Source organism: Micromonospora sp. CNZ303, from assembly GCF_004345505.1.
The window spans coordinates 465,449-482,479 of the sequence record NZ_SLVT01000002.1; the positions used below are offsets into that span (position 1 = coordinate 465,449).

Annotated in this window: 17 protein-coding genes; 7 read left to right on the forward strand and 10 right to left on the reverse strand. The window is 74.4% G+C overall.

From position 1 onward, the window contains the following. The first annotated feature begins 99 nt into the window (after positions 1–99). The gene (locus EV374_RS05465; RefSeq protein ID WP_486485594.1) at positions 100–864 is read left to right on the forward strand and encodes a peptidoglycan recognition protein family protein; all 765 of its coding nucleotides are present in this window, start codon (positions 100–102) and stop codon (positions 862–864) included. 86 nt (positions 865–950) lie between these two features. On the opposite strand, the gene paaE is transcribed toward EV374_RS05465, so the two are convergent. The 5 genes from paaE to paaA all read right to left on the reverse strand — a co-directional run bounded on the left by paaE (position 951) and on the right by paaA (position 4,738). Next, positions 951–2,060, reverse strand: a complete 1,110-nt coding sequence (gene paaE / locus EV374_RS05470) for a 1,2-phenylacetyl-CoA epoxidase subunit PaaE (protein WP_132232136.1) — start codon at positions 2,058–2,060, stop codon at positions 951–953. Further along, the gene (paaD, locus tag EV374_RS05475) at positions 2,057–2,530 is read right to left on the reverse strand and encodes a 1,2-phenylacetyl-CoA epoxidase subunit PaaD (RefSeq protein WP_132232138.1); all 474 of its coding nucleotides are present in this window, start codon (positions 2,528–2,530) and stop codon (positions 2,057–2,059) included. The genes paaE and paaD overlap by 4 nt, the downstream gene beginning before the upstream one ends. Before the next feature lie 30 nt (positions 2,531–2,560). Continuing rightward, on the reverse strand, positions 2,561–3,286 hold the full coding sequence (gene paaC, locus EV374_RS05480) for a 1,2-phenylacetyl-CoA epoxidase subunit PaaC (protein WP_132232140.1): 726 nt from the start codon (positions 3,284–3,286) through the stop codon (positions 2,561–2,563). A gap of 76 nt (positions 3,287–3,362) precedes the next feature. Continuing rightward, on the reverse strand, positions 3,363–3,674 hold the full coding sequence (paaB, locus tag EV374_RS05485; protein ID WP_132232142.1) for a 1,2-phenylacetyl-CoA epoxidase subunit PaaB: 312 nt from the start codon (positions 3,672–3,674) through the stop codon (positions 3,363–3,365). Then, positions 3,671–4,738 carry a 1,2-phenylacetyl-CoA epoxidase subunit PaaA gene (paaA, locus tag EV374_RS05490; protein ID WP_132232144.1) on the reverse strand — a complete coding sequence of 356 codons (1,068 nt, stop codon included), beginning with the start codon at positions 4,736–4,738 and terminating at the stop codon, positions 3,671–3,673. The genes paaB and paaA overlap by 4 nt, the downstream gene beginning before the upstream one ends. Before the next feature lie 359 nt (positions 4,739–5,097). On the opposite strand from paaA, the gene EV374_RS05495 reads away from it, so the two are divergent. Continuing rightward, positions 5,098–6,054, forward strand: coding sequence for a hypothetical protein (locus EV374_RS05495; RefSeq protein WP_132232146.1), 957 nt, complete (start codon positions 5,098–5,100; stop codon positions 6,052–6,054). After that, positions 6,054–7,001, forward strand: coding sequence for a hypothetical protein (locus EV374_RS05500; RefSeq protein WP_132232148.1), 948 nt, complete (start codon positions 6,054–6,056; stop codon positions 6,999–7,001). Before EV374_RS05495 ends, EV374_RS05500 begins: the two co-directional genes overlap by 1 nt. 31 nt (positions 7,002–7,032) lie before the next feature. On the opposite strand, the gene EV374_RS05505 is transcribed toward EV374_RS05500, so the two are convergent. Genes EV374_RS05505 through EV374_RS05515 form a run of 3 tightly spaced genes read right to left on the reverse strand, consistent with a single transcriptional unit; the run spans position 7,033 to position 9,871 of the window. After that, entirely contained in the window at positions 7,033–7,884 is an 852-nt protein-coding gene (locus EV374_RS05505; protein WP_132232150.1) for a menaquinone biosynthetic enzyme MqnA/MqnD family protein, read from the reverse strand. A 33-nt stretch (positions 7,885–7,917) separates the two neighbouring features. Beyond that, positions 7,918–9,246, reverse strand: a complete 1,329-nt coding sequence (locus EV374_RS05510) for an MFS transporter (RefSeq protein WP_132232152.1) — start codon at positions 9,244–9,246, stop codon at positions 7,918–7,920. A gap of 40 nt (positions 9,247–9,286) precedes the next feature. Beyond that, a complete protein-coding gene (locus EV374_RS05515; protein WP_132232154.1) occupies positions 9,287–9,871 on the reverse strand; it encodes a winged helix-turn-helix domain-containing protein in 585 nt (194 codons plus the stop codon). A 257-nt stretch (positions 9,872–10,128) separates the two neighbouring features. Here EV374_RS05515 and EV374_RS05520 point away from each other — a divergent pair, with 257 nt between their 5' ends. From EV374_RS05520 to EV374_RS05535, 4 genes are all read left to right on the forward strand, one after another. After that, the gene (locus EV374_RS05520; protein WP_132232156.1) at positions 10,129–12,345 is read left to right on the forward strand and encodes a helicase domain-containing protein; all 2,217 of its coding nucleotides are present in this window, start codon (positions 10,129–10,131) and stop codon (positions 12,343–12,345) included. A 58-nt stretch (positions 12,346–12,403) separates the two neighbouring features. Next, the gene (locus EV374_RS05525) at positions 12,404–13,321 is read left to right on the forward strand and encodes an ABC transporter ATP-binding protein (RefSeq protein ID WP_132232158.1); all 918 of its coding nucleotides are present in this window, start codon (positions 12,404–12,406) and stop codon (positions 13,319–13,321) included. Between the two features lie 15 nt (positions 13,322–13,336). Further along, the gene (locus EV374_RS05530; RefSeq protein ID WP_132232160.1) at positions 13,337–14,074 is read left to right on the forward strand and encodes an ABC transporter permease; all 738 of its coding nucleotides are present in this window, start codon (positions 13,337–13,339) and stop codon (positions 14,072–14,074) included. A 97-nt stretch (positions 14,075–14,171) separates the two neighbouring features. Continuing rightward, positions 14,172–14,933, forward strand: coding sequence for a VOC family protein (locus EV374_RS05535; RefSeq protein WP_132232162.1), 762 nt, complete (start codon positions 14,172–14,174; stop codon positions 14,931–14,933). Positions 14,934–15,064: 131 nt separating this feature from the next. Here EV374_RS05535 and EV374_RS05540 read toward each other — a convergent pair whose 3' ends face one another. Together EV374_RS05540 and EV374_RS05545 are read right to left on the reverse strand one after the other, a co-directional pair. Beyond that, positions 15,065–15,871, reverse strand: coding sequence for an ABC transporter ATP-binding protein (locus EV374_RS05540; RefSeq protein WP_486485595.1), 807 nt, complete (start codon positions 15,869–15,871; stop codon positions 15,065–15,067). Between the two features lie 44 nt (positions 15,872–15,915). Next, entirely contained in the window at positions 15,916–17,019 is a 1,104-nt protein-coding gene (locus EV374_RS05545; protein WP_132232164.1) for an iron ABC transporter permease, read from the reverse strand. Between the last annotated feature and the right edge of the window lie 12 nt (positions 17,020–17,031).

Below are 17,031 nucleotides of genomic sequence, written 5' to 3' on the forward strand. Positions count from 1 at the left end.
GACCGAGGGACTTACCCGGAATGCATCGATCAATTAGCATCCGTGGATGGTTTTCCCCCCGCCTTCCCCCGCCCCTCCAGCCCTCCCGACGGTGGCCTGATGGCCACCATCCCCTGGCTGGCCGACGTGCTCCGCGCCGCCGGCGTCACGGTGGTCGAGCACGGCAACTGGCTCGGCCGGGTCTCCGGCAGCTCGTTCGCCCCCATCGGTGTGCTCTGGCACCACACGGCGGCCACCTCCAGCGCCGGCAACCCGCACCCCGCCCTGAACATCTGCGTCAACGGCCGTTCCGACCTGCCCGGCCCCCTCTGCCACGCCCTGGTCGACTATCACGGCGTCTTCCACGTCATCTCGGGCGGGCGGGCCAACCACGCGGGCGTCAGCCGCGGCAGCGGCCCCATCCCGGCCGGCGACGGCAACACCCTGATGGTCGGCTGGGAGATCGACTACAACGGGGTCAGCCAGGCCATGACCGGCGCCCAGTACAGCGCCTCGGTGCTCGCCACCGCCGCCGTGCTGCGGCGGCTCGGCCGCGACGCCAGCCACGCCCGGGGCCACCGGGAGACCAGCACCAGCGGCAAGATCGACCCGTCGTTCATCGACCTGGCCTCGATGCGCGCCGACGTGGCCCGCCAGCTCGCCGGCAACCCACCCCTCAACCTCACGGAGAACGACATGAAGCTTATCCAGTCACCCGGCCGCGGCATCGCCCTCGTCGGACCCGGCTACTTCCGCCAGCTCCGCAACGACGAGGAGGTGCACGCCGCCGTCGCGCTGGCCGGCAACCCGCTGGTCGGCAACGACCGCCAGTTCGACCTGTGGCGCAGCATCGCCTACGACGGCCAGGTCAAGGCCCCGAGCTGACCTCCTGCAAGGGGGTCGGCGGGTCGACGCGGTGCCTGCGCCGACCCACCGACCCGGCTGCGCCCGCCCAGCGGCGGGCGGACCGGTCAGGCGTCGTAGTCGACGGTGAGCCGGTCGGTCGTCGGGCTGGACTGGCAGGTGAGGACATAGCCGGCGGCCACCTCGTCCGGCTCCAGCGCGTAGTTGCGGGCCATCGTGACCGCGCCGTCGACCACCTTGGCCTTGCAGGTCGAGCAGACCCCGCCCTTGCAGGCGTACGGCAGCTCGCCGCGCACCTTCAGCGCCGCGTCCAGCACCCGCTCGTCGCGCCGCATCGTGAAGCGCGACGACCGGCCGTCCAGCAGGATGGTCACCTCGGCGCCGCCCCCCGGCTCGTCGGCCGGGCGTCGCGGCGGGGCCGGGGCCTCGGCGACGTGGAACAGCTCCGTGTGCACCGCCGACTCCGGCACGCCGCGCGCGGCGAGCACCTCCCGGGCGTCCACCACCATGTCGTACGGGCCGCAGAGGAACCACTCGTCGACGGTGTCGCCGGGCACGACGGTGTCCAGCAGCCGGCCCAGCCGGTCGGCGTCGATCCGGCCGGAGAGCAGCGGCGACTCGCCCTGCTCCCGGGAGAGCACGTGCACCAGGTGCAGGCGGGTGGGCCACCGGTCCTTCAGGTCGGCCAGCTCCTCGGCGAACATCACCGTGTTCGCCGTGCGGTTGCCGTACACCAGCGTGAACGTGCTGGCCGGCTCGACGGCGAGCGCCGTCGCGACCAGCGCGAGCACCGGGGTGATGCCCGAGCCGGCGACCACCGCGCCGTAGTGGCGGGCCCGGTCCGGCGCGAGGGCCGTGGTGAAGTGCCCGAGCGGCGGCAGCACCTCGATCGTGTCGCCGCCGCGCAGCGCGCCGCAGGCGAAGGCGGAGAACGCGCCGCCGGGGATCTCCCGCACGCCGATCCGCAGCCGGCCGTGCCGGGCCAGGTCGTCGGGCGTGGAGCAGATGGAGTACGACCGCCGCACGTCCTCACCGGCGGCGCCGGGGCGGCGGACGGTGAGGTGCTGGCCGGCGGAGAACGCGAACGTCTCCCGCAGCTCCTCGGGCACGGCGAAGGTGACCGCCACGGCGTCGTCGGTGAGCCGGTCGACGGCGGCGACGGACAGCGGGTGGAAGACCGGCCGGCGACGGACCGGGCGGGTGATGGTGACAGTCACAGCGCCTTCAGGTGGTCGAAGGGTTCACGGCAGGAACGGCAGCGCCAGAGCGCCTTGCACGCGGTCGAGCCGAAGCGGCTGACCTGCTCGGTCTCGGGCGAGCCGCAGTGTGGGCAGCGGACGGCGAGGGTCAGCGGCACCACGTTGTCGGCGCGTACGGGCGACGGCGGGGCGATGCCGGCGGCGGCGAGCTTGGCCCGGCCGGCGTCGGAGATCCAGTCGGTGCTCCACGCCGGGCTGTAGACGGTCCGCACGTCGGCCTCGGGGCGGCCGGCGGCGGCCAGCGCCCGCCGGATGTCGGCGCGGATCACGTCCATCGCCGGGCAGCCGGTGTAGGTGGGGGTGATGGTCACGACCACCCGGCCGGTCGCCGGGTCCTCGTCGACCGCCCGCAGGATGCCGAGGTCGTCGATGGTGACGACCCGGATCTCCGGGTCCACCACCGCCGCCACGGCCTCCCGCGGAGTCACCGGTGCCTCCCCGCGCTCACCGGTGCCCCCTCACCAGTTGGCTCCGGGGTGGGCGCGGTGCAGCACCTGCATCTCGGCGAGCAGGAAGGACAGGTGCTCGGTGTGCACGCCGTCCCGCCCGCCGCCCGGCGCCCAGCCGGACTCCGGCCGGGTCAGGGTGGCCTCGTCGAGCACGGCACCGACGGTGGCGTCGAAGTCGGCCCGCAGGGTGGCCGGGTCGACCGGCGCCGCCGGGTCGGGGGCGAACAGCTCGTGCACGTACGGCCAGACCTGGTCGACCGCCGCCTGCATGCGCCGGTGCGACTCCTCGGTGCCGTCGCCGAGCCGCCGTACCCACGTCGAGGCGTGGTCGAGGTGGTAGGCCGACTCCTTGCGGGCCTTGGCCCCGATCGCGGCCAGCCGCTCGTCGGCGCAGCCGGCCAGCGCGGCGTAGAGCGGGAGCTGGTAGGCCGCCAGGAAGAGCAGCTTCGCCATGGTGACCGCGAAGTCGCCGTTGGGCAGCTCCACGAGCAGGCAGTTGCGGAACTCCCGGTCGTCGCGGAGGAACGCCAGCGCGTCCTCGTCCCGGCCGGCGCCCTCCACCTCGCCCGCGTACGACAGCAGGAGCCGGGCCGCGCCGAGCTGGTCGAGGGCGATGTTGGCCAGCGCGATGTCCTCCTCCATCTCGGGCGCGCGGGTGGTCCACTCGGCCAGCCGCTGCGCCGCGATCAGCGCGTCGTCGCCGAGGGCGAGGGCGAAGTCGAAGGGGCCGTTCACGCCGCCACCTCGCTCCGCTCGGCGGCGGCGCGACGCGCCCCGGTGCTGAGCCGAACGGTCCGCTCGCTGCGCTCGCTCACAGGTGGGCCACCCCGTCCGGCACGTCGTAGAAGGTGGGATGCCGGTAGACCTTGTCGGCCGCCGGGTCGAAGAAGGCGTCCTTCTCGTCCGGGCTGGACGCGGTGATCGCGCCCGCCGGCACCACCCAGATGGAGACGCCCTCCTGGCGGCGGGTGTAGAGGTCCCGCGCGTTGCGCAGGGCCAGCTCGGCGTCGGGCGCGTGCAGGCTGCCGACGTGGGTGTGCGACAACCCGCGCCGCGCCCGCACGAAGACCTCCCACAGGGGCGAAGGGCCGCCCACGCCGCGCTGCTCCGTCCGCTCGCTCACGCCGCTACCTTCTCCTTCTGCTCCACCCGCTTGGCGGCGTACGCCGCGGCGGCCTCCCGCACCCACGCGCCGTCGTCGTGGGCGCGGCGCCGGTGCTCCATCCGCTGCCGGTTGCACGGGCCGTTGCCCTTGATCACCCGCATCAGCTCGTCGTAGTCGGGCTGCGTGAAGTCGTACGACTGCCGGGACTCGTTCCAGCGCAGGTCGGGATCCGGGATGGTCAGGCCGAGGATCTCCGCCTGCTGCACGCACATGTCCACGAAGCGCTGGCGCAGCTCGTCGTTGGAGAAGCGCTTGATCTTCCAGGCCATGGACTGCGCCGAGTGGGTGGAGTCGGTGTCCGGCGGGCCGAACATGGCCAGCGACGGGTACCACCAGCGGTCGAGGGCGTCCTGCGCCATCGCCTTCTGCGCCGGAGTGCCGTGCGCGAGCGTGTGCAGGATCTCGTAGCCCTGCCGCTGGTGGAACGACTCCTCCTTGCAGACCCGGATCATCGCCCGCGCGTACGGCCCGTAGGAGCAGCGGCAGAGCGGGACCTGGTTGACGATGGCGGCGCCGTCGACCAGCCAGCCGATGGCGCCCACGTCGGCCCAGGTCAGGGTGGGGTAGTTGAAGATCGAGCTGTACTTCTGCCGGCCGTTGAGCAGCAGCTCGACCAGCTCGTCCCGGCTGATCCCCAGGGTCTCGGCGGCGGCGTAGAGGTAGAGGCCGTGGCCGGCCTCGTCCTGCACCTTGGCCAGCAGGATCGCCTTGCGCTTCAACGAGGGGGCGCGGCTGATCCAGTTGCCCTCCGGCTGCATGCCGATGATCTCGGAGTGCGCGTGCTGCGCGATCTGCCGGATCAGCGTCTTGCGGTACGCCTCGGGCATCCAGTCGCGCGGCTCGATCTTCTGGTCGGCGTCGATGACCTCGGCGAAGTACGCCTCCAGGTCCTCGTCCGCGCCGGGGGCGCCGCCCCGGCGGCCCCGTGCGGCGGCCTCCCGCAGGGCCGCCTCCGCCGCCTCGACCTCGCCGAGCAGGCCACCGCCGGGTGCGTCCTCGGCGGAGAAGTCGTTGCCATACATGAGGTCAAGTGTTACAGCTCGCCTCTCGGGACACCAGAGGGTGTAACAGGTTTCCGAAGGCAGTTTCGGTACGGGGCGAGGGCTCCGACAGCCGGGCAAACTATGAATTGGCTCACTATGGGAAGCTGAATCCTCTCAACAGCCGCATAGCGGCTCGATATCCCGCCTACATGGCAAGTTGCCAGGTGTCGGGTCCTGGCGCGCCGCCGATCCGCACGTAGACTTCCCCCGTCACACCGATCGGCTGCCGACGATCGCCCGAGAAACACGGAGGGCGGGTCCCCCGGCCCTCGGCCAGCCGCCGATCCGTCCGACAACCAGCCGGTCCCCCCGGCCTGACATCTGGAGCTCACCCACTCATGCGATCCCGCGTGACCCTGGTGCTCGCTGTCGTGGCGGTCCTCCTCGGTGGCGGCCTGCTCGTTCCGGCCGCGTACGCCCGACTCGCCGGCGACGACGCCGCGAGCGGCGGAAGCGGCGGCGGAAGCGTCGCGGCCCCCGCGCCCACCCCGCCCCCGCCGCCGACCCTGGCCGCCGGCCCGGTCACGGTGAACTTCAAGGGCGAGTTCTTCTCGTGGGCGCTGATGGACCGGGAGACCGGCGAGATCTCCGGGTCGAAGAACCTGGCCTCGACCAGCTCCACCGAGTCGATGATCAAGGCCTGGTTCGCGGCGGACTACCTCAACCAGCTCGGCGACAAGCCGCTGCCGGCCGAGCGGAAGAAGCAGATCACCACCGCCATCCGGGACAGCAACGACGACGCCGCCAACGCCCTCTACGGCGCGGTGGGCCGGGCCGCCACGATCAGGCGGATGGTCAGCACCTGCGAGCTCACCGACACCAAGCCGGGCAACGTGCCCGGTTACGTGGGCTGGTGGAGCTTCACACGGATGTCCCCGCGGGACGCCGTCCGGCTCGGCGACTGCATCGCCGACGGCACGGCCGCCGGCCCCAAGTGGACGAAGCTCCTGCTGGACGAGATGAGCAAGGTCAGGGGCAGCACGGCCGCCAAGGACCAGAAGGCCCGCTCCGGCGGCGGCCGTTGGGGCATCATCGACGGCCTCCCCCAGTCGATCGTCAGCCAGGGCCCGGTCAGCATGAAGAACGGCTGGACCCCGCTCAACTACGACGGCAACTGGCACGTCAACTGCCTCGCGGTGACCGACAGGTGGAGCCTCGCGGTGATGCTCCGCTACCCGCAGAAGAGCGGGCTGAACTACGGCGCGCAGGTCTGCGCCTCGGTCGCCAGCCAGCTCGTGACCCCGCAGCCCGGCGCCGCCCTCAAGGTGCCGCAGCAGCCCGCCGGGAAGCTCTGATGCCGCGCCAGCGCCGGGCCGACGAGCCCGCCGACGCCTCCCCCCGCAGGCTCATCGCCATCGCGGTGGTCCTCATCTGCCTGGTGCTCGTCTCGCTGCGGCTGCTGCCGGGCTCGCCGTTCGAGTCCCGCGCCGCCGCCGAGTGGGGCACCCCCGCCGGCCCGGCCGAGCGCGCCACCGGAGCCCCGAGCGACCGCAGCTCCCGCCCCTCGCCGTCGCCGAGCCCGACGCCGGAGCCGGAGCCGCTGCCGTTCGAGGCCAAGGAACTCGACCTCGACATCGAGGGCTGGTACTCCTGGAGCGTCCTCGACCGCCGCACCGGGGAGATCGTCGGCTCCGACAACATGGACGAGACCAGCACCACCGCGTCGCTGATCAAGGCGTGGATCGTCGCCGACCACCTGCGCCGCGCCGACGAGAAGGGCCAGACGCCGAGCGACGCCAAGCTGGCCGACGCCACGAAGATCATCCGGGACAGCGACAACACCCGGACGCAGCAGTTCTACAACGCGCTGGGCGGGTCCGCCTCGATCAAGCGGCTGCTCGCCAAGTGCGAGCTGACCGACAGCAGCGTCGCCAGCGACGGCGGCTGGAGCCGGACGAAGCTCTCCCCCCGGGACACCGCCCGGATGGGCGCCTGCATCGCCGACGGCCGCGCCGCGGGGCCGAAGTGGACCAAGTGGCTGCTCAACGAGATGCGGCTGGTCAGGGGCGGCGGCGACTTCGGCATCCGCAAGGCGTTCCCGGCCGCCGAGCGCAAGAACATCGCCATCAAGAACGGCTGGATCGACCGGACCAAGGAGCAGGAGATGCACATCAACTGCCTGGCCATCGGCGACACCTGGACGATGGGCGTGATGGTCCGCTACCCGATCGGCAAGGGCTACGAGTACGGCATGAAGAACTGCCAGAAGATCACCGAAGCCCTCCTCCGCCCCACCACCTAGACCCGACCACCGCCCCGGGCCGGCCAGAGGTTCAGCCCGTGAAGAAGGCCGGGCCGGAGGCGGGTAGGGGCGGGGCGGCGTCGATGGCGGCGGCGCGGCGCGCGAACTCGCGCAGGCCGGCCACCTGGCGCTCGCCGAGGGAGAAGTCCAGCGCCCGGAAGTACGTCGCCAGGGTCGCCGCGTCGAACGGCTCCCAGCGCGCGGCCGCCTCGGCCACCTGGTCCAGCTCGGCCAGGCAGAGGTCCCGGGAGCGTAGGAACGCCTCGTGCACCTCCTTGACCAGGCCGGGGTGGGCGGCGGCGAAGTCGCGGCGTACCGCCCAGACGGCGAAGACCATCGGCAGGCCCGTCCATTCCCGCCACGCCTGCCCGAGGTCGGTGACCTCCAGCCCACGCTTCGGCGCCTCGTAGAGGGCGCGCAGCGCCACGTCGCCGATCAGCACCCCGGCGTCGGCCTCCAGCAGCATCTGCGTCAGGTCGGGCGGGCAGCGGAAGTACTCGGGGTTCACCCCGTACCGCTCGCCGAGCAGCAACTGGGCCAGCAGCACCCCGGTCCGCGAGGTCGAGCCCAGCGCCACCTTGCCGTGGCCGAGCTCGGCCAGCGGGCGCGTGGAGACGACGTTGACGGACAGCACCGGGCCGTCGCTGCCGACCGCGAGGTCGGGCAGGAGCAGCAGCTCGTCGGCGTGCCGCAGGTACTCCACCTGGGAGATCGGGCCGATGTCCAGGTCACCGGCGACCAGGGCGGCGCTGAGCCGGTCCGGGGAGTCCTTGTGCAGGTCGACGTCGATCAGGGCGCCGGAGCGCATCAGCCCCCAGTAGATCGGCAGGCAGTTCAGGAACTGGATGTGCCCGACCCGGGGGCGTGCGACGTGCTCAGCCATGCCCCGACCGTATCCCCGCCACCGTCGCGTGGCTCAGTGGGCCGGGGTGGGAGTGGCCAACCCCGCATCCGCCGGGTGGTCGCCGTCCCCCGCCTCCCCCGGGGCGCCGTCCGCGCCGCCCGCCCGGGCCGCCGCCGTCGCCCCGGCGCCGGCCGCCCGGACCCGTCGGACGGACCGGGCGACGGCCGGCACGAACGCCACCACGACCAGTAGTCCGACCGCGCCGGCCGCCGCGATCAGGGGTCGCGGCGACAGCAGCGCCAGCAGGGCGCCCCCGATCAGGTAGCCCCCCATCGAGCCGCCCTGCACGGCCGCGCCGTAGAGGGCGTACGCCCGGCCGCGCGACGCCTCCGGCACCCGCCGGGCGGTGAGCAGGTTGGCGAAGACGTTCTCCCCGCCGTTCGCCGCGCCCGCGACCAGCCAGAGCGGCACCAGCAGCGCGGCCGTGGGCACGGCGGCGGCGACCAGCACCATGAGGCAGATGCCACCGAGCGTCGCCAGCACCCCGTACACCAGGGCGCCGTCGTCGGTGAGCCGGTGGGCCAGCCGGGCGCAGAGCCAGCTGCCGGGCAGCATTCCCGCCATCCAGGCGGCGCCGACCAGCCCGTACACCGTGGGCGAGCCGTCGAGGGTCTCGCGGATGAAGAAGACCTCGACCACGTTGATGCCGCCGACGGCGGTGATGACCGCGGCCGTGCTGACGACGACGGCCAGCAGCAGCGGGTCGCCGCGCAGCCGCCACGCCGGGGCCCGTTCCGTCCCGGACGCGGGTGCGGCCGTGGCCCGCCGGCCGCCCCTGCGGGTACGCAGCAGCAGGCCCGCGGCCACCAGGGCGAGGTAGCTCCCGGCGTCGATGAGCAGGGGTACACGCGCGCCGAACTGCCCGACCAGCAGCCCGGCGAGCACCGGGCCACCGAGCGCGCCCAGGCTGCTGGCCGTCTGGCTGATCGCGCTCGCCCGGGGCAGGTCGGCGGGGCGCACCATCGCCGGCAGCAGCGCCGCCAGGCAGGGGTGGGTCACGGCCAGCCCGCAGGCGAGCAGCGCGACGAGCCCGATGATCAGGGCCGGGTGGGTGGCGAAGGCGAGCAGCGCGCAGACGGCGGCCTGCCCCAGGCCGGCGGTGACCAGCAGCTTCCGGCTGTCCACCCGGTCGACGAGGCGCCCGGTGAGCGGGGCGAGCACCACCAGCGGCAGGGTCGCTGCCAACAGCAGTCCGGACACGGCGATGCCGCTGGCGCCGGCGGACTGGAGGGCGAGCGCCAGGGCGGTGGCGGCGAGGAAGTCACCGCACATCGAGGTGCCACGCGCGGTGGCGGCGAGCCAGACGTCCGACCAGCGCGACCCGTCAGTTGTGAAGGACATGCTTCGAAAATAATCCTTCACAACTGGTCGGAGCAACCCCCTACGCCAGCGGCACCGCCCGGTACCGCACCGCCACCGTGCGCGCCCCGGCCGGCGGATCCGCCTGGCGGTTCCGCTGCCGGTACGGCTCGAACAACGCGCTCACCGCCTCGTTCAGCCCGGCCAGCTCGTCGGCGGTGAGCAGCAGCAGCGTGTCGCTGAACAGCGCGACGTCGTACCACTCGGCGGGCTCGTCCCCGGCGCGGCGCAGCCAGTCCCGGGTCCGCTCCATGTCCCGGGCCGCGTGCGCCTCCACCAGCGCCTGCTCGGCCGCGCGCGCCTCCGGCCCGGCGGACTGTCCCGCGTCGACCAGCAGGGTCCGGCCGACCGTGCGCCACAGCCGCTCGCGCGCGTCCCCCCGGCTCGGCGCCTGCTCCACCAGGCCCGACTTCGCCAGCGCCCGGAGGTGGTAGCTGGTGGCGCTCGGCGACAGCCCGGCCACCTCCGCACACTCGGTGGCGGTCGCGCCGCCCTCCACCACGCCCAGGTGTTCCATGATCGCGATTCGGGCCGGATGGGCCAGCGCCCGCATCACCTGCGGGTCGCTGATCGTGATCCGGCGCTGTTCGGGACGCGCCTCGGTCATGTGTCCATGATTCCTGGTCGCCCGCCCGCCGCGGGTCGCCGGTCGACCGGCAACCGGAGGCCCGCCGGCGGGCGAACGCGGCGTGGGTCCCACCGGGGTGGCCCGGCGGCGCCACGGTTCGAAATCCGGTGGAGCGTCACGCGCCCGGCGCGTAGGCTGTCAGGTCGCTTGACGGCCAGGGTGAGGTGACCACCGCATCGGACGTCCCGCGCCGGGGGCCGGCCCATCCGCCCGCCGGACACGCGAGCGACCGGCAGATGACCCCGACGGGATTCAGCGTGACCGACCTCGATCTCGACCTCGACGCCGACCTCGCCGCCGAACGCGAGCACCTCGCCACCTCCCGGGCCGCCCTGGCCCAGATGCGGGAACGCGCCCAGGCCCTCTTCTCGACCGGCGACCAGGTGGCCGGCGACGCGTACGCGGCCGAGACCCTCGGGCGCACCCTGGCCCGCCGGGTCGCCGAACTCGCCGACGACCCCACCACGCCGCTCTTCTTCGGGCGCCTCGACTTCGGCCCGGCGACCGGGGCCCCGCCCGCCGACGACCCGCCCGGCGATCCCGGCGACGGGCCGGACGGGTGGCACGCGGACCACGCCGGGCGGCGCTACCACGTCGGCCGGCGGCACGTCACCGACGACCGGGGCGAGCCGCTGGTGCTGGACTGGCGGGCCCCGGTCTCCCGGTCGTTCTACCGGGCGAGCGCGCGCGACCCGCAGGGCGTGACGGTACGACGCCGCTTCGGCTTCAGCAGCGGGGCGCTGACCAGCTTCGAGGACGAGCGCCTCGACCGGGGCGAGGAACTGGGCACGACCAGCCGGATCCTGACCGCCGAGATCGAACGGCCGCGCGTCGGGCCGATGCGCGACATCGTCGCCACCATCCAGCCTGAGCAGGACGAGCTGGTCCGGGCCGACCTCGCCGACTCGATCTGCGTGCAGGGCGCCCCGGGCACCGGCAAGACGGCCGTCGGCCTGCACCGGGCCGCGTACCTGCTCTACCTGCACCGGGAGCGCCTGCGCCGCTCCGGCGTGCTGATCGTGGGGCCGAACCGGGCCTTCCTGTCGTACATCGCGGCGGTGCTGCCGGCGCTCGGCGAGGTCGAGGTCGAGCAGGCCACCGTGGAGGACCTGGTCGGCCGGGTGCCGGTGCGGGCCGTCGAGGACCCGGCCGTGGCGACGATCAAGCACGACGCCCGGATGGCCGAGGTGCTGCGCCGGGCCGTCGACGCGCACATCGGCGAGCCGACCGAGCCGATCATGGTTTCGGACGGCTCGTTCCGCTGGCGGATCGGGCTGGACCCGCTGCACCGGGTGGTCCAGGAGACCCGCCGGGAGCGGCTGCCGTACGCCACGGGCCGCGAGCGCGTCCGGGCCCGGGTGGTGGCGCTGCTGCAACGGCAGGCCGAGGCGCGGCGCGCCGAGTCGCCGAGCGACGCCTGGCTGCGCCGGATGGGCAAGGCCACGCCGGTCACCGCCTTCCTCGACGCGGTCTGGCCGGCGCTCACCCCGGAAGGGCTGGTGCACGCCCTGCTCGGCGACCCGCAGCGGCTCGCCGCGGCGGCGGACGGGCTGCTCGACGCCGAGGAGCAGGCCCGGCTGTGCGGGCTCGCCGCCCCGACGACGGCGGCCGACCCGACGGCGGCGGTCGTGGCCCCGGCTCCGACGGCCGGTATCACGCGGGCTCCGGCGCGGCGTCCCGCCCCGGCCGGCACGAAGCTCGGGCGTACGCCGAAGGCCACGAAGTGGACGGCGGCCGACGCCGTGCTGATCGACGAGGCGGCCGGGCTGATCGAGCGGCCGGGCGGCTTCGGGCACGTCGTCGTCGACGAGGCCCAGGACCTCTCCCCGATGCAGTGCCGGGTGATCGCCCGGCGCAGCGAGCACGGATCGATCACCCTCCTCGGTGACCTGGCCCAGGGCACCGCCCCGTGGGCCGCGGCCGACTGGCGGGAGTCCCTGCGTCACCTCGGCAAGCCGGACGCCGTCGTGGTGCCGCTGACGGTCGGGTTCCGGGTGCCCGCCGCCGTGGTGGCGTTCGCCAACCGGCTGCTGCCGGCGCTCGCCGTCGACGTGCCCCCGGCCGAGTCGCTGCGCCGCGACGGCGCGCTCGACGTGCGTACCGTCGACGACCTGGCCGGCGCGACGGTGGCCGAGGTGCGCGCGGCGCTGGCGTTCGACGGCTCGGTGGCGGTGATCGCCGCCGACGACGCGGTCGGCGGGCTGCGGGCGGCGCTGGAGGCCGCCGGCGTCGACACCGCGACCGTCGACGAGCCGGCCGCCGCGGCGCGCGTCACGGTGGTGCCCGCGTCCCTGGTCAAGGGCCTGGAGTACGACCACGTCATCGTCGTCGAGCCGGCGGCGATCGTGGCCGCCGAACCGCGTGGCCTGCACCGGCTCTACGTGGTGCTCACCCGGGCGGTGTCCCGACTCGCCGTGCTGCACGCCCGGCCGCTGCCCGCCCCGCTGGGCTGACCGGCCACTTGCGCCGGGGCGGTAGACAGGTGTCCGTGACGCCCTCGACGAGTCTCCCGTGATCCTCGCCCGCGCCGAGGCGGTCAGCCGCCGCTACGGCGACGTGCTTGCCCTCGACCGGGTCGACCTGGAGGTCTCCGCCGGCGAGCTGGTCGGCCTGCTCGGCCCGAACGGGGCCGGCAAGAGCACCCTGCTGAACCTGCTCGTCGGGCTGCGCCGGCCCACCGCCGGCCGGGTCGAGCTGTTCGGCGGCGACCCTCGCGACCCGGCGAGCCGGCGGCGGATCGGGGTCACCCCGCAGGAGACGGGCCTGCCTGGCACGCTGCGGGTCGGCGAGGTGGTGGACTTCGTCGCCGCCCACCACCCCGACCCGGTCCCCCGGGGCGAGCTGCTCGACCGCTTCGGCCTGGGCGAGCTAGCCCGGCGGCAGACCGGGGGCCTCTCCGGCGGGCAGCGCCGCCGGCTCGCGGTGGCGCTCGCCTTCGTCGGCCGGCCCCGGCTGGTGCTGCTCGACGAGCCGACCACCGGCCTGGACGTCGCGGCGCGGCACACCCTGTGGGAGGCGATCCGGGCGTTCCACGACGACGGCGGCACCGTGCTGCTGAGCAGCCACTACCTGGAGGAGGTCGAGGCGCTGGCCCGGCGGGTGGTGGTCATCGGGCAGGGCCGGGTCCTGGCCGACGACACGGTCGACGCGATCCGGGGCATCGTCGGCGTACGCCGGGTCAGCCTCGTCGCCGACGCGCTGCCCGCGCTGCCCGGCGTCGTGCGCACCGAGCGGGTCGACGGCCGCACGCACCTGCTCACCACCGACGCCGACGAGCTGGTGCGGGCCCTGGTCACCGCCGGGGTGGCGTTCGCCGACCTGGAGGTCCGCCCCACCTCGCTGGAGGAGGCGTTCCTCGCCATCACCGCGCCCGGCTCCGGAGCCGACCGTCCGACGACCGCCGTGGCCGGCCCGCCGGCCACCGCCTGAGGGGACGGATCTCCCATGCGCCTCGCCCTGGTCCACGCCCGCTACCAGCTCCTGGAGACGGTCCGCATCCCGGTCGCCGTCGTCGGCAGCGCCTTCTTCCCGGCCGTCGCGATGCTCTTCTTCGTGGTGCCGTTCGCCGGGAAGGACCCGGTCGGCGCCACCTACGCCACCGCCGCCATGGTCACCTTCTCGGTGATGAGCGCGAACATCTTCCAGTACGGCGTCGGGGTCGCCGAGGACCGCGACCAGCCCTGGAACCCGTACACCCGGACCCTGCCGGCCGGGCCGGCACCACGCTTCGCCGGGCGGGTGCTGGCCGGGCTGGCACTCACCTACCTCTCCCTGGTGCCGGTGGTGGCGATCGGGGCGGCGCTCACCGAGGCGCGGGTCAGCGCACCGGCGTTCCTGCTGGCCCTGGCGATCGTCACGGTGATCTCGGTGCCGTTCACGCTGTTGGGTCTCGCCATCGGCTACTCGATGCCCAGCAAGGCCGCGATCGTGGTGGCGCAGGTCGTCTTCTTCCCGCTCGCCTTCGGGGGCGGGCTGCTCTCCGCACCGGACCAGGCGCCCGGCTTCGTCGAGGCCGTCGCGCCGTTCCTACCGACCCGGGGCGCCGTGGAGCTGATGTGGGCGGCGGTCGGCGACTACCCGGTCAACCCGCTGTCGATGGTCATGCTCGGGGTCTGGGTGGTGCTGCTGGCGCTGCTGGCCGGGTGGGCGTACCGGCGCGACGAGGGTCGACGGTTCAGCTGACGTTTCGGCCGATCCGCCACGTGGCGCGGCGGGTCGGTGCCACGATTCCGGCAGGGGCGTGCCGGCGTGGCCGTCCCCCGCCGAGAGGGGGGTCGACGTGAACATCGTCCCGCCGGGCACACCCTGCTGGGTCGACCTCGCCACCCCGGGCCTCGCCGAGGCGCGGCGGTTCTACCCCGAACTGTTCGGTTGGACCGGCCGGATCGACCCGGAGCCCGAGGCGGGCGGCTACACGGTCTTCCTGCTCGGCGGGCGGGCGGTGGCGGGCGCAGGCCCGCCGGCCATCCCCGACCAGGTGCCGATCTGGTCGACGTACCTGGCGACCGACGACGCGGACCTGGTGGCCGGCCGGGTCGAGCGGGCCGGTGGGCAGGTCGTGGTGCCCCCGTTCGAGGTCTTCGACCAGGGACGGATGGCGGTCTTCGCCGACCCCGCCGGGGCGGCGTTCAGTGTCTGGCAGCCGATGTCGATGCCCGGGGCCGAGGTCTTCGACGTCCCGGGGGCGCTGACCTGGACCGAACTGGTCACCCCCGATCCGGAGGGCGCGAAGATCTTCTACGAGCTGGTCTTCGGCTGGCAACCGGACGATCAGCAGGCGGGCCCGGTCACGTACACCGGCTGGCGGCTCGGCACCCGGATCGTGGCCGGCATGGTGCCACCGCTCGGCGACGGGTTCCCCACGGACACGCCCGCGTACTGGTCGGTGTACTTCGCCGTCGCCGACGCCGACGCGGTCGCCGCCCGCGCCGCCGAACTCGGCGGCACCATCCTCGTCCCGCCCCAGACCGCCCCGGCGGGCCGCTACGCCGCCCTCCGCGACCCCCACGGCGCCCTCTTCAACATCCTCACCCGCCCCTGAGCCCCCCGCCCCGCCCCGGCGATCATGCAGTTCTGGTGGGCGGAACACGCCGATGCGCCCCTTTTGCGGGGCGCCACAACTGCATGATCCACGCGTCAGGGCGGCGGGCCCGGGGGTCAGGGCGGCGGGGGTCAGGGGTGGGGGCGGGGGCGGGTGGGGACGACCAGGGGGCCGTGGTCGCCCTCGATGACGCGGACCGTGGCGCGGTACCAGGTGGCCAGGAGTTGCTCGGTGAGCACCTCGCGGGGGGTGCCGGCGGCGACCACCCGGCCGTCGGCCAGCAGCACCATGCGGTCGGCGTACTCGCCGGCGATGGAGAGGTCGTGCATGGTGGCGAGCACCGTCAGGCCGTGCTCGCGGCGCAGCCGGTCGACCAACTCCAGCACCTCCTGCTGGTGGCCGATGTCCAGGGCGCTGGTCGGCTCGTCCAGCAGCAGCAGGGTCGCGCCCTGGGCCAGCGCGCGGGCCAGGAAGACCCGCTGTCGCTCGCCGCCGGAGAGGGTGGCCAACTCCCGGTCGTGGAACCCGGTCAGGTCCAGCCCGTCGAGCACCTCGTGGGCGGCGGCCAGGTCGGCGGCGGACTCCCGACCCAGCGTCGGGATGTAGGGGGTGCGGCCCAGCAGCACGTAGTCGAAGACCGTCATACCGGCCGGCACGACCGGGGACTGGGCGACCGTGGCGACCACCCGGGCGCGGTCGCGGCGGCGCAGCGCCTCGCTGGGCGTACCGAAGAGGGAGACGGCGCCCGGCGCGGGCAGCAGGCCGCCGACGGCGCGCAGCAGGGTCGACTTCCCGGCGCCGTTCGGGCCGATCACGGTGACCCACTCGCCGGCGGCGACGCTCAGGTCGACGCCGGCCAGGATCGGCGTGCCGTCCAGGCGCACGTGCAGGTCGCGCACCTCGACGGCGGGGACGGCGGCCACGTCGGGGGCGCGCACGGCCCCACCGTCCGCCGGCCGCGCGGCCGGCACGCGCCGCGCGTTCACCCGAGCATCCGGCGGGAGGTACGCAGCACCAGCACGAAGAACGGGCCGCCGAGCAGTGCGGTGACCACGCCGATCGGGATCTCCGACGGGGCGGCGGCGGTACGGGCCACCACGTCGGTCAGGGCCAGGAAGGCCCCGCCGAAGAGCAGCGAGAGCGGCAGGATCACCCGGTAGCTCGACCCGGCGAGCAGCCGGACGGTGTGCGGCACGATGATCCCGACGAAGCCGATCAGGCCGGACGCGGAGACGGCGGCGGCGGTGCCGAGCGAGGCGGCGGCGATGAGCAGGTAGCGGGACCGCTGCGGGTGCAGCCCGAGGCTCGTGGCCTCGTCGTCGCCGACGGAGAGCACGTCGAGTTCCCGCCGGTGCAGCAGCACCACGAACGCGGTGATCAGGAAGTACGGCAGCACCAGCCGCACGTCGTGCCAGCCGGCGGTGGCGAGCCGCCCGAGCAGCCAGGAGTAGACCTGCTGGATGCTGTCGGAGTTGCGTTGCAGCAGGTAGGTCTGCCCGGCCGAGAGGAACGCGGAGACGGCCACGCCGGCGAGGATCAGCGTGGCGGTGGAGCGGCCGCGCCCGCCGGAGACGCCCAGCAGGTAGGTCATCGCCACCGCGCCGATCGAACCGACGAACGCGGCCAGCGGGATGGTGAGCGGCAGCCCGGTCAGCGCGCCGCCCGCCCCGGCGCCGAGGGTGATGACCGCCGTGACCGCGAGCCCGGCCCCGGCCGCCACCCCGAGCAGGTACGGGTCGGCCAGCGGGTTGCGGAACACGCCCTGGTAGCAGCCGCCGGCCAGGGCCAGCAGCCCGCCGACCAGCAGCCCGAGCACCACCCGGGGCAGCCGCAGTTCGGTGACGATGGCGATCTCGCGCTCGGAGAGCCCGCTGTCGAGCCGTACGCCTGGGATGAGGTTCAGCAGCTCGGCCGCGACGCTGCCCGGCGGCAGGCTGACCGGGCCGAGGGACACCCCGGCGACCAGGGCGACGAGCACCGCGGCGACCCCGGCGGCGAGCCAGCGGGGCCGCAGCCCGGCGGGCCGGGACGCGGGGAGCGTCCCGGCCCGCCGGGCGGGCGGCGCCTGCACGAGCGGACGGCTCATGGACGGGTGCGG

Bases quoted from the DNA above. Each gene is read 5' to 3' on its own strand.
- EV374_RS05465 (WP_486485594.1), top strand. From the start codon at position 100: ATGGCCACCATCCCCTGGCTGGCCGACGTGCTCCGCGCCGCCGGCGTC.
- paaA (WP_132232144.1), bottom strand. From the start codon at position 4,738: ATGTATGGCAACGACTTCTCCGCCGAGGACGCACCCGGCGGTGGCCTG.
- EV374_RS05495 (WP_132232146.1), top strand. From the start codon at position 5,098: ATGCGATCCCGCGTGACCCTGGTGCTCGCTGTCGTGGCGGTCCTCCTC.
- EV374_RS05500 (WP_132232148.1), top strand. From the start codon at position 6,054: ATGCCGCGCCAGCGCCGGGCCGACGAGCCCGCCGACGCCTCCCCCCGC.
- EV374_RS05505 (WP_132232150.1), bottom strand. From the start codon at position 7,884: ATGGCTGAGCACGTCGCACGCCCCCGGGTCGGGCACATCCAGTTCCTG.
- EV374_RS05510 (WP_132232152.1), bottom strand. From the start codon at position 9,246: ATGTCCTTCACAACTGACGGGTCGCGCTGGTCGGACGTCTGGCTCGCC.
- EV374_RS05515 (WP_132232154.1), bottom strand. From the start codon at position 9,871: ATGACCGAGGCGCGTCCCGAACAGCGCCGGATCACGATCAGCGACCCG.
- EV374_RS05520 (WP_132232156.1), top strand. From the start codon at position 10,129: ATGACCCCGACGGGATTCAGCGTGACCGACCTCGATCTCGACCTCGAC.
- EV374_RS05530 (WP_132232160.1), top strand. From the start codon at position 13,337: ATGCGCCTCGCCCTGGTCCACGCCCGCTACCAGCTCCTGGAGACGGTC.
- EV374_RS05545 (WP_132232164.1), bottom strand. From the start codon at position 17,019: ATGAGCCGTCCGCTCGTGCAGGCGCCGCCCGCCCGGCGGGCCGGGACG.